The organism is Stenotrophomonas sp. ZAC14D2_NAIMI4_7, assembly GCF_003086675.1.
Taxonomy (GTDB): domain Bacteria; phylum Pseudomonadota; class Gammaproteobacteria; order Xanthomonadales; family Xanthomonadaceae; genus Stenotrophomonas.
This window is the reverse complement of record NZ_CP025995.1, coordinates 3,588,869-3,600,737: the sequence shown is the minus strand read 5'-3', so window position 1 is coordinate 3,600,737 and position 11,869 is coordinate 3,588,869. Positions and strand designations below refer to the sequence as shown.

General features: G+C 66.5%; 7 protein-coding genes. All 7 read left to right on the top strand.

Annotated elements, in window-relative coordinates:
• Positions 1-76 precede the first annotated feature (76 nt).
• Positions 77-970: a methylisocitrate lyase gene (gene prpB, locus C1922_RS16545; RefSeq protein WP_108750760.1), complete on the top strand. Its 894-nt coding sequence runs from the start codon at positions 77-79 to the stop codon at positions 968-970.
• A gap of 36 nt (positions 971-1,006) precedes the next feature.
• Positions 1,007-2,164, top strand: a complete 1,158-nt coding sequence (gene prpC / locus C1922_RS16540; protein WP_108750759.1) for a 2-methylcitrate synthase — start codon at positions 1,007-1,009, stop codon at positions 2,162-2,164.
• A gap of 97 nt (positions 2,165-2,261) precedes the next feature.
• Positions 2,262-4,880 (top strand): Fe/S-dependent 2-methylisocitrate dehydratase AcnD, encoded by a 2,619-nt coding sequence (gene acnD, locus C1922_RS16535; protein ID WP_108750758.1) that lies wholly within the window; start codon positions 2,262-2,264, stop codon positions 4,878-4,880.
• Between the two features lie 100 nt (positions 4,881-4,980).
• Positions 4,981-5,238 (top strand): type II toxin-antitoxin system ParD family antitoxin, encoded by a 258-nt coding sequence (locus C1922_RS16530; protein ID WP_108750757.1) that lies wholly within the window; start codon positions 4,981-4,983, stop codon positions 5,236-5,238.
• Positions 5,225-5,551, top strand: a complete 327-nt coding sequence (locus C1922_RS16525; RefSeq protein WP_108750756.1) for a type II toxin-antitoxin system RelE/ParE family toxin — start codon at positions 5,225-5,227, stop codon at positions 5,549-5,551. Before C1922_RS16530 ends, C1922_RS16525 begins: the two co-directional genes overlap by 14 nt.
• 23 nt (positions 5,552-5,574) lie before the next feature.
• Entirely contained in the window at positions 5,575-6,753 is a 1,179-nt protein-coding gene (gene prpF, locus C1922_RS16520; protein WP_108750755.1) for a 2-methylaconitate cis-trans isomerase PrpF, read from the top strand.
• A 189-nt stretch (positions 6,754-6,942) separates the two neighbouring features.
• Positions 6,943-11,850 carry an alpha-2-macroglobulin gene (locus C1922_RS16515; protein WP_108750754.1) on the top strand — a complete coding sequence of 1,636 codons (4,908 nt, stop codon included), beginning with the start codon at positions 6,943-6,945 and terminating at the stop codon, positions 11,848-11,850.
• Positions 11,851-11,869 lie beyond the last annotated feature (19 nt).

Genomic DNA, 11,869 nt, shown 5'->3' with positions numbered 1-11,869 from the left:
CCCTTTTGAAATCAATGGCTTGCACCTTGGCACGGTGTTTGCGCCTGTACCCCCGACATATCTACTGGACTGCCGCATGACTGCTTCCACACCCTCTTCCGCCGGTACCCGCTTCCGCCAGGCCCTGGCTGCCGAATCGCCGCTGCAGGTGATCGGCGCGATCAACGCCAACCATGCGCTGCTGGCCAAGCGCGCCGGCTTCCGCGCCATCTACCTGTCCGGCGGCGGCGTGGCCGCAGGCTCGCTGGGCCTGCCGGACCTGGGAATCAATACCCTGGAAGACGTGCTGATCGACGTGCGCCGTATCACCGATGTCTGCGACCTGCCGCTGATGGTGGACATCGACACCGGCTTCGGCCCGAGCGCCTTCAATATCGCGCGCACGGTGAAGTCGCTGATCAAGGCCGGCGCGGCCGCCTGCCATATCGAAGACCAGGTGGGTGCCAAGCGCTGCGGTCACCGCCCGGGCAAGGAAATCGTCTCGCAGGGTGAAATGGTCGACCGCGTGAAGGCCGCCGCCGATGCCAAGACCGATCCGGACTTCTTCCTGATCGCGCGTACCGACGCCATCCAGGTGGACGGCGTGGACAAGGCCATCGAACGCGCCATCGCCTGCGTCGAGGCCGGCGCCGACGGCATCTTCGCCGAGGCCGCCTATGACCTGGACACCTACCGCCGCTTCGTCGATGCGGTGAAGGTGCCGGTGCTGGCCAACATCACTGAATTCGGTGCCACCCCGCTGTTCAGCCGCGACGAACTGGCCTCGGCCGGCGTGGCCATCCAGCTGTTCCCGCTGTCGGCCTTCCGTGCCGCCAACAAGGCTGCCGAGAACGTCTATGAGTCGGTACGCCGCGACGGCCACCAGCGCAACGTGGTCGACGCCATGCAGACTCGTGAAGAGCTGTATGACCGCATCGGTTACCACGCCTTCGAACAGCAGCTCGACGCCCTGTTCGCCGCCAAGAAATAAGCAGTACCCTGCACCATCAGTTTTCGGAGGGAAAACATGAACGATACGACCGCAACCCCGACCTTCAAGCCGAAGAAGTCCGTCGCCCTGTCCGGCACCGCCGCCGGCAACACCGCGCTGTGCAGCGTGGGCCGCAGTGGCAATGACCTGCACTACCGTGGCTACGACATCCTGGACCTGGCCAACACCAGCGAGTTCGAGGAAATTGCTTACCTGCTGGTGCACGGCAAGCTGCCGACCCGCGCCGAACTGGTTTCGTACAAGGCCAAGCTGAAGTCGCTGCGCGGCATTCCGGCCGCGGTGAAGGCCGCGCTGGAAGAACTGCCGCCGTCGGCCCACCCGATGGACGTGATGCGCACCGGCGTCTCGGTGCTTGGCTGCGTGGCGCCGGAAAAGGATGACCACAACCATCCGGGCGCGCGTGACATCGCCGACAAGCTGATGGCCTGCCTGGGCTCGATGCTGCTGTACTGGTACCACTGGAGCCACAACGGCCGCGCCATCGACGTGGAAACCGACGACGACTCCATCGGTGGCCACTTCCTGCACCTGCTGCACGGCGAGAAGCCGCAGGATTCGTGGGTGCGTGCGATGCACACCTCGCTGATCCTGTACGCCGAGCACGAGTTCAACGCCTCCACCTTCACCTGCCGTGTCATCGCCGGCACCGGCAGCGACATGTACAGCGCGATCTGCGGTGGCATCGGCGCGCTGCGCGGCCCCAAGCATGGCGGCGCCAATGAAGTGGCCTTCGAAGTGCAGAAGCGCTACGACAGCCCGGACGAGGCCGAGGAAGACATCAAGGCCCGCGTCGAGCGCAAGGAAGTGGTGATCGGTTTCGGCCACCCGGTCTACACCGTGTCCGACCCGCGGAACAAGGTGATCAAGGACGTGGCCCGCGAGCTGTCCGAAGAACAGTCCAGCATGAAGATGTACGACATCGCCGAGCGCCTGGAAACGGTGATGTGGGACATCAAGAAGATGTTCCCGAACCTGGACTGGTTCAGCGCCGTCAGCTACCACATGATGGGTGTGCCGACGGCCATGTTCACCCCCCTGTTCGTGATCGCCCGCACCGCCGGTTGGAGCGCGCACATCGTCGAACAGCGCATCGACGGCAAGATCATCCGCCCGAGTGCCAACTACATCGGTCCGGAAGACCGCGAGTTCGTCGCCATCGACAAGCGCGCCTGATCCACCTGCTGTCTGCACCCGGCCGGCCCGTTGCCGGCCGGGTGATTTCGCCGCCGCATCGCCGGCACCCGGCCCGCCCCAAGCATTCCGCCAGCCCATGAATACCGACTACCGCAAGAACCTTCCCGGCAGCACGCTGGACTATTTCGACGCGCGCGCCGCCGTCGATGCCATCCAGCCCGGCGCCTACGCCACGCTGCCGTACACCTCGCGTGTGCTGGCTGAAAACCTGGTGCGCCGCTGCGAGCCGGCCACGCTGGTCGACTCGCTGAAGCAACTGATCGAACGCCGCCGCGATCTGGATTTCCCGTGGTTCCCGGCGCGCGTGGTCTGCCATGACATCCTGGGGCAGACCGCCCTGGTCGATCTGGCCGGCCTGCGCGATGCGATCGCCGACAAGGGCGGCGATCCGGCCAAGGTGAACCCGGTAGTGCCGGTGCAGCTGATCGTCGATCACTCGCTGGCGGTGGAGTGCGGTGGGTTCGATCCGCAGGCGTTCGAGAAGAACCGCGCCATTGAAGACCGCCGCAACGAAGACCGTTTCCACTTCATCGACTGGACCAAGCTGGCGTTCCAGAACGTGGACGTGATTCCGCCTGGAAACGGCATCATGCACCAGATCAACCTGGAGAAGATGTCGCCGGTGGTGTATGTGCAGGACGGCGTGGCCTTCCCCGATACCTGCGTGGGCACCGACAGCCACACCCCGCACGTGGACGCGCTGGGCGTGATCGCCATTGGCGTGGGCGGCCTGGAAGCGGAGAACGTGATGCTGGGCCGCGCCTCGTGGATGCGCCTGCCGGACATCATCGGCGTGGAACTGACCGGCAAGCCGCAGCCGGGCATCACCGCTACCGACGTGGTGCTGGCACTGACCGAGTTCCTGCGCAAGGAACGCGTGGTCGGCGCCTGGCTTGAGTTCTACGGCGAAGGCGCTGCGGCACTGACCATCGGTGACCGCGCCACCATTTCCAACATGTGCCCCGAGTATGGTGCCACCGCGGCGATGTTCTACATCGATGCGCAGACCACCGACTACCTGCGCCTGACCGGTCGCGAGGAATCGCAGGTGGCGCTGGTGGAAAATTACGCGCGCACCACCGGCCTGTGGGCCGACGACCTGGTGACTGCACAGTACGAGCGCGTGCTGCGTTTCGACCTGTCCAGCGTGGTACGCAACATGGCCGGCCCGTCCAACCCGCACAAGCGTGTGGCCACCGCCGAACTGGCCGAGCGCGGCATCGCCGACGAAGCCAAGCTGGAAGCTGGCAAGGCCGAGCAGGCGCAGGGCCTGATGCCCGATGGTGCGGTGATCATCGCGGCCATCACCAGCTGCACCAACACCTCCAACCCGCGCAACGTGATTGCCGCGGCGCTGTTGGCGCGCAACGCCAATGCGCGCGGCCTGCAGCGCAAGCCGTGGGTGAAGTCGTCGCTGGCGCCCGGCTCGAAGGCCGTGCAGCTGTATCTGGAAGAATCCGGCCTGCTGCCGGACCTGGAACAGCTCGGCTTCGGCATCGTCGCCTTCGCCTGCACCACCTGCAACGGCATGAGTGGCGCGCTGGACCCGAAGATCCAGCAGGAAATCATCGACCGTGACCTGTACGCCACGGCCGTGCTGTCGGGCAACCGCAACTTCGATGGCCGCATCCATCCTTACGCCAAGCAGGCCTTCCTCGCCTCGCCGCCGCTGGTGATCGCCTATGCCATCGCCGGCACCGTGCGCTTCGACATCGAGAAGGACGTGCTGGGCGTGGATGCCGAAGGCAACGACGTGCGCCTGAAGGACATCTGGCCGAGCGATGCCGAGATCGATGCCGTGGTGAAGGCTTCGGTGAAGCCGGAGCAGTTCCGCAAGGTCTACAACCCGATGTTCAACGTGCGCGTGGAGCACGGTACGCCGGTCAGCCCGCTGTACGATTGGCGCCCGCAGAGCACCTACATCCGCCGCCCGCCGTACTGGGAGGGCGCGCTGGCCGGTGAACGCACGTTGGCGGGCATGCGCGCGCTGGCGGTGCTGCCGGACAACATCACCACCGACCACCTGTCACCGTCCAATGCGATCCTGGCGTCCAGCGCCGCCGGCGAATACCTGGCGAAGATGGGCCTGCCGGAAGAAGACTTCAATTCCTACGCCACCCATCGTGGCGACCACCTGACCGCACAGCGCGCCACGTTCGCCAACCCGAAGCTGTTCAACGAGATGGTCCGCAACGACGATGGCAGCGTGAAGCAGGGCTCGCTGGCGCGCGTGGAGCCGGAAGGCAAGGTCATGCGCATGTGGGAAGCGATCGAGACTTACATGGACCGCAAGCAGCCGCTGATCATCATTGCCGGTGCCGACTACGGCCAGGGCAGCTCGCGTGACTGGGCCGCCAAGGGCGTGCGCCTGGCCGGCGTGGAAGCGATCGTGGCCGAAGGCTTCGAGCGGATTCACCGTACCAACCTGATCGGCATGGGCGTGCTGCCGCTGGAGTTCAAGCCGGGCACCACCCGCCTGACCCTGGGCATCGACGGTACCGAGACCTTCGATGTGGTGGGCGAGCGCACCCCGCGCGCCGACCTGACCCTGGTCATCCACCGCCGCGACGGCCAGGACGTGGTGGTGCCGGTCACCTGCCGCCTGGACAGCGACGAGGAAGTGGCGATCTACGAGGCGGGCGGGGTGCTGCAGCGTTTCGCACAGGACTTCCTGGAAGGCGCCAAGGTGGCGTGAGGCCGGGCTGAATGCCTGCCCCCGCCAGTCGGGGGCGGGCTTGTCCGACCCCAGAGCGGGGCGCACACTGACTTGGCAAAAACTGCCAAAGGAGAGTCTGATGGCCACCATGAACATTTCGCTGACCGATCCGCTCAAGCAGTTCGTGGACGAGGAAGTACGCGAAGGCGGTTACTCCAGCACCTCCGACTACGTCCGCGACCTGATCCGCCAGCGCCAGCGCAGCAAGGCGGAAGCATTGCTTCGACAGTTGATCGCCGAGGGCGTGGCCTCAGGACCTGCCACGCCGGTGACGGCTGACACGTTCGAGCGGATGCGTCGCGAACTGACCGAAAGGATGGAGCGTGAAGGCGATTGACTGGAGGCCGAGGGCAGAGACCGACGCGGCCGATGCCGCGCTGTGGTTCGCGCGACAGGGAGGAGTCGCACTGGGCACGCGTTTCCTGGCCGAGTTGCAGGCCACCCTGCAGCGCATTGCCTTGTTTCCAGCTTTGGGCTCCAGCAGACACGCCGAACTCGCTGCGCAGTTGCCTGGCACGTTGCGTTTCATGCCGGTTTCCTCCTTTGAACGCTATCTCGTTTACTACATTGACCAGCCTGCGCGCGTGCACGTCATGCGCGTGTGGTGTGTTGACCTTGGCCTTGATGGGCTGATGCAAGACGTCTCCTGACATTCAAACGCTTGGATCCGACGATGACCTTCCTCCCCCAACTCCGTATTCCCGCCACCTACATGCGCGGTGGCACCAGCAAAGGCGTGTTCTTCCGCCTGCAGGACCTTCCCGAAGCGGCGCAGGTGCCGGGCCCCGCGCGTGACGCGCTGCTGATGCGGGTGATCGGTTCGCCCGATCCCTATGGCAAGCACACCGATGGCATGGGCGGGGCAACGTCGAGCACCAGCAAGTGCGTGATCATTTCCGCTGCCTCGGTGCCGGATCACGATGTGGATTACCTGTATGGACAGGTCTCCATCGATACCGCCTTCGTCGACTGGAGCGGCAACTGCGGCAACCTCAGCACCGCCGTTGGCCCGTTCGCCATCGCCAACGGCCTGGTCGATCCGGCCCGGGTGCCGCGCGATGGCCTGTGCACCGTGCGCATCTGGCAGGCCAACATTGGCAAGACCATCATCGCCCACGTGCCGATGCGCGATGGCGAAGTACAGGAGACCGGTGATTTCGAGCTGGACGGCGTGACCTTCCCGGCCGCCGAGATCCAGCTGGAATTCATCGATCCGTCCGACGACGGCGATGCCGGTGCGATGTTCCCCACCGGCAACCTGGTGGACACCCTGGACGTGCCGGGTGTGGGCAGCTTCGAGGTGACGATGATCACCGCCGGCATTCCGACCATCTTCCTCAACGCTGCTGACCTGGGCTACACCGGCACCGAGCTGCAGCCGGCGATCAACGAGGACAGGGCGGCACTGCAGAAGTTCGAAACCATCCGCGCCCACGGCGCATTGCGCATGGGCCTGATTTCGAAGCTGGAAGACGCGGCGACCCGCCAGCACACGCCGAAGGTGGCGTTCGTGGCGCCAGCGCAGGATTACGTATCGTCCAGCGGCAAGGCCATCCCGGCCTCGGCCATCGACCTGCACGCGCGCGCGCTGTCGATGGGCAAGCTGCACCACGCCATGATGGGTACGGCAGCTGTGGCCATCGGTACCGCGGCGGCGATTCCGGGCACCCTGGTCAACCGCGCAGCCGGTGGCGGCGAGCGTGAGGCAGTCACCTTCGGCCATCCCTCGGGCACGCTGCGGGTCGGCGCCCAGGCCGGGCAGGTGGACGGCCAGTGGACGGTGACCAAGGCGATCATGAGCCGCAGCGCCCGGGTCCTGATGGAAGGCAGGGTGCGGGTGCCGGCCGAGTAAGGCCCCGGCAGCTGCACGGGGCCCCGGTAGCTGCATGAAGCCCCGGTAGCTGCCCACCTTGGTGGGCAGGCGCGCGCCAGCGCGTGCGTGAGGTCCTGCGCCAACCAAGGTTGGCGACTACCGGCCACCCGCCGTCAACACCTTGACGCGGCGGCCCTATAATGGCCGCCTCGATCAAGGAGTGACGACATGAGCGGTCCGGCACGGCGGAAGCGGTGGGGTTGGGCGGCGGCTGTGCTGGCAGGAGGCCTGTTGCTGGGCTTGGCCGGCTGTCGCAATGACAGCGGGCAGCTGCCCAAGGCCAGCGGCGAAGCCATCGCCACCAAGGCCGAGCAGGTGAAGGAGTTCACCCTGCTGCGCGCCTACCCGGACCAGAAGAGTGAGGGCCTGTCGCTGGCGCTGGAGTTCTCGCGCCCGCTGGTCGGCACCCAGGATTTCGACAAGCTGGTGCGCTTCGAAGAGAAGGTCGGCACCGAAGACAGCAGCTGGACCCTGTCCGATGACGGCCTGACCCTGCGCTACCCGTTCGTGGAGGCCGGCAAGGAATACAGCCTGGTCGTGTCGCCGGACCTGCTGGCGGCCGATGGTAATCGCCTGGGCAAGGAGCTGAAGCAGAAGGTGTTCAGTGGCGAACTGAAGCCGGTGGCCGGGTTCGCGTCGCAGGGCAGCGTGCTGCCGGCAAAGGAAAGCCGTGGCTTGCCGGTGGTGTCGGTGAACGTGCCGGAAGTGGACGTCGAATTCCTGCGCGTGCGCGAGAAGGACCTGCCGACCTTCTTCAGCCAGTACCAGCGTGGCGGCCGTCGCGGCAGCTGGGAACTGAGCAGCGACTACGAGCGCAGCCCGATCAACAAACTGGCCGAGCCGGTCTACGTCAACCGCTTCATCCTGGGCGGCAAGCAGAACGAGCGCGTTCTGACGTATCTGCCAACCCAGGACATCAAGGAACTGCAGGAACCGGGCCTGTACTTCGCCCTGCTCAAGCGCACCGGTGATTACGAAGGCGAATTCGACACCGCGTTCTTCTCGGTCAGCGATATCGGCCTGCATACCCGCGCCTACAAGGACAAGCTGTTCGTCCACACCGCCTCGTTGAAGGATGGCGCCGCGCTGAAAAGCGTGGACCTGCGCGTGCTGGACGCCAAGGGCGAGGTGGTGCTGAAGGGCAGCACGGATGGCAACGGCAACGCCCTGCTGAACTACACCCTGGACGCGGCCCATGTGCTGGTGGCCAGCAGTGGCAAGGACACCAGCTTCCTGCCGTTCAACCAGCCCGCGCTGGACCTGAGCGAATTCGCCGTAGCCGGCCGTGACAACGCCTGGTTCGATGTCTACGCCTGGTCCGGGCGCGATCTGTACCGCCCGGGCGAAACCGTGCGCCTGTCGGCGCTGCTGCGCGACAACGACGGCAAGCCGGTCAAGCCGCAGCCGGTGTTCCTGCGCCTGAAGCAGCCCGACGGCAAGACCTTCCGCGAAACCCGCCTGCAGCCGGGCGAGCAGGGCTACATCGACTTCGAACAGGTCATTCCCGCCGAGGCGCCGACCGGGCGCTGGCAGGTCGAGTTCCGCACCGATCCGGCCAGCAAGGAAGCGATCCAGGGCATGACCCTGCGCATCGAGGAGTTCCTGCCCGAGCGCATGAAGCTGGACCTGGACAGCGCGCAGAAGACGCTGAAGCCGGGGGAGGAACTGCGCCTGCAGGCCAACGGCGCCTATCTGTATGGTGCGCCGGCCGATGGCAACCGCTTCACCGCGCGCATGGCCGTGGCCGCCGAGCAGAAGCCCGTGGAGGGCCTGCCGGGCTACTTCTTCGGTGACCCGACCCTGCAGCTGCCGCGTGATGCCAAGGATGTGATCGATACCACGCTGCCGGCCAACGGCCAGCTGCGCCAGGACGTTGCACTGCCCGAAGAGGCGGCCAAGGCCAAGGCGCCGATTGCCGTGGTGCTGTCGGGCAGCCTGTACGAGACCGGTGGCCGCACGGTCACCCGCACCCTGAAGCGGGTGATGTGGCCGGCCGACGCGCTGGTCGGCGTGCGCCCGCTGTTCAACCCCGATGATGGTGCCGATTCCAACGGCAATGCGCGCTTCGAGCTGCTGCGCGTGGATGCAGCGGGCACGCCGAAGCCGGCCAAGGGCCTGAAAGTGACCCTGGTGCGCGAGTTGCGCGACTACCACTGGACCTTCAACGACAACCGCTGGGACTACGATTTCACCCGCCGCTTCGAGAACAAGGAAACCCGCACCGTCGATGCCGGCAGCAGCGCGGTCGCCTTCGACTTCCCGGTGGAGTGGGGCGAGTACCGCGTGGACGTGTTCGATCCGTCCACCGGCCTGACCAGTCGCTATCCGTTCCGCGCCGGCTGGAGCTGGGGCGATGACAACCGCGGCCTGGACGCCCGCCCGGACAAGGTCAAGCTGGGCCTGGACAAGACCGGCTACAAGGCCGGCGATACCCTGCAGGTGACGGTCACCCCGCCGCACGCCGGCAAGGGCCTGCTGATGGTCGAATCCGATCGCATGCTCTACGTGCAGGAGATTGACGCCAAGCCTGGCGCCACCTTCAAGATTCCGGTCACGGCCGACTGGGAGCGCCACGACGTCTACATCACCGCGCTGGTGTTCCGTGGCGGTACCGCGCCCAGCAAGATCACCCCGGCGCGCGCGGTGGGCGTGGTGCACGTGCCAATGGACCGCAAGGGCCGCACCGTGGCCGTGGGCCTGGTCGCGCCCAAGCAGATGCGGCCGGAACAGGACCTGCCGGTGACGGTCAGCGCACCGCAGCTGGCCGGCAAGACCGCGCACGTTACGGTCTCGGCTGTCGACGTGGGCATCCTCAACATCACCCGTTTCCCGGTGCCTGATGCCGGCGCGCATTTCTTCGCCCAGCGCCGCCTGGGCATCGATGCCTACGACATCTACAGCCGGGTGATCGAAAGCTTCGATGGCGGCAGTGGCAAGCTGAAGTTCGGCGGCGACATGGGTCTGCAGGCGCTGCCGCAGGCCAAGCGGCCGACCGCGCGCGTGCAGACCGTGGATCTGTTCTCCGGCCCGGTGCAGCTGGATGCCAAGGGCATCGCCCGCATCCGCCTGAAGGTGCCCGATTTCAACGGCACTCTGCGCGTGTCGGCGGTGGTCTACAGCGACGACCAGTACGGCAAGCGCGACGTGGAAACCGTGGTGCGCGCACCGATCCTGGCCGAAGCCAGCATGCCGCGCGTGCTCGCCCCGGGCGACCGCAGTACGGTCACCCTGGATGTGCAGAACTTCACCGGCAAGCCGGGCGCGTTCAACGTGCGGGTGGAAACCGAAGGTCCGCTGTCGCTGGCCGAAGGCACGCGCAGCGTGCAGTTGAATACCGATGCCAAGAGCACGCTCAGCTTCCCGCTGTCGGCGCGCGAAGGGCACAGCGTGGCCAAGGTGCGGGTGCGGGTGGACGGCAACGGCTTCAAGGCCGACCGCCGCTATGAACTGCCGGTGCGCGCGGCGTGGCCGCAGGTCGTGCGCTCGCAGGTGCGTACGCTCGATCCGCTGGCCGCGGTCAGCCTGGATGGCAGCCTGACCGAGGGCCTGATGGCCGAATCGGTGAACGCGCGCCTGCTGGTCAGCCCGCTGCCGCCCATTCCGTTCGCCAGCGCGCTGCAGGGCGCGTTGAACTACCCGTATGGCTGTGCCGAGCAGACCACCAGCAAGGGCTACGCCGCGTTGATCCTGGACCAGGCCACCTCGTCGATGCTGGGGGCCGATGGCCTGGATGCCAAGACCCGTCGCGAGCGCATGGAAGGGGCGTTCGGCCGACTGGCGTCGATGCAGGTGGCCAACGGCAACTTCTCCATGTGGGGTGACGATGGCTACGTGAACCCGTGGCTGACCCCGTACGTCACCGAGTTCCTGCTCGATGCCAAGGACGCCGGCTTCGCCGTGCCGGACAACGTGCTGCAGAAGGCGCTGAACCGGTTGAGCGAGGACCTGCTGTCCGGCGGCAATCAGTTCTATGGCCAGGACGAACGCGAAAAGCTGAAGTTCGCCAACCAGGCCTATTCGGGCTACGTGCTGGCGCGGGTCAACCGCGCCCCGCTGGGCACCCTGCGTACGCTGTACGACAACGAACGCAGCAAGGCGGTCGGTGGCCTGTCGCTGGTCCACCTGGGCGTGGCGCTGTCGCTGCAGGGCGATGCCAAGCGTGGCCAGGCGGCACTGGCGGCGGCGTTCGCCAAGTCCAGCAGCGAACGGCCGTCGTACTTCGGCGACTACGGCAGTGCGATCCGTGACGACGCGCTGATGATCGCGCTGACCCATGAAAACAAGCTGGCCAAGCCGGCCTGGGATGCCCGCGCGGTTGATCTGGGCCGCGGCCTGGATGCGCGCCGCAATGCCGGCTGGATGTGGCTGAGCACCCAGGAACAGGTCGCCATCGCGCGCCTGGGCAAGGCGCTGTCGGCCAACCAGAAGGCGCTGGTCGCCGGTGAGCTGGTGATCGGTGGCAACACCGAAGCGATTGGCGAGCGCAAGCTGTTCGGCCGCAACTTCAGCACTGGCGAACTGGCCAGCGGCGTGCGCTTCAGCCCGCAGGGGCAGCCGCCGATGTTCGCCAGCATCGACGTGGCCGGCATTCCGCGCACGGCACCGGCACCGGACAACAGCGTGCTGGGCGTGGAGCGCAGCTACTACGGCACCGACGGCAAGCCGTGGACGCCGCGCCCGCTGAAGGAAGGCGAGGCACTGATCGTGCGCGTCACCGTCACCGCCGATACCACCATGCCCGATGCACTGCTGACCGACCTGTTGCCGGCCGGTCTGGAGATCGAGAACTTCAACCTGGGCGATGCCAAGCAGTGGGCCGACGTGGTGGTCGATGGCATCACCATCAGTGACCGTGGCGAAGCGGCCGATACCAAGCATGAGGAGTTCCGCGACGACCGCTACGTGGCGGCGCTGAAGCTGTCCCGTGGCAGCAAGGCGAACGTCTTCTATCTGGTGCGCGCGGTCACTCCGGGTACCTATACGGTGCCGCCGCCGCTGGTGGAAGACATGTACCGCCCGCAGCTGCGTGGCGTTGGTCGCAGCAACCCGACCACGATCACGGTGGTGCAGCCGTGATTGCGCGGACGGGCCGCGG

Coding starts and splice junctions, on each gene's coding strand:
- prpF (WP_108750755.1), top strand. CDS start 5,575: ATGACCTTCCTCCCCCAACTCCGTATTCCCGCCACCTACATGCGCGGT.
- C1922_RS16530 (WP_108750757.1), top strand. CDS start 4,981: ATGGCCACCATGAACATTTCGCTGACCGATCCGCTCAAGCAGTTCGTG.
- prpB (WP_108750760.1), top strand. CDS start 77: ATGACTGCTTCCACACCCTCTTCCGCCGGTACCCGCTTCCGCCAGGCC.
- C1922_RS16515 (WP_108750754.1), top strand. CDS start 6,943: ATGAGCGGTCCGGCACGGCGGAAGCGGTGGGGTTGGGCGGCGGCTGTG.
- prpC (WP_108750759.1), top strand. CDS start 1,007: ATGAACGATACGACCGCAACCCCGACCTTCAAGCCGAAGAAGTCCGTC.
- acnD (WP_108750758.1), top strand. CDS start 2,262: ATGAATACCGACTACCGCAAGAACCTTCCCGGCAGCACGCTGGACTAT.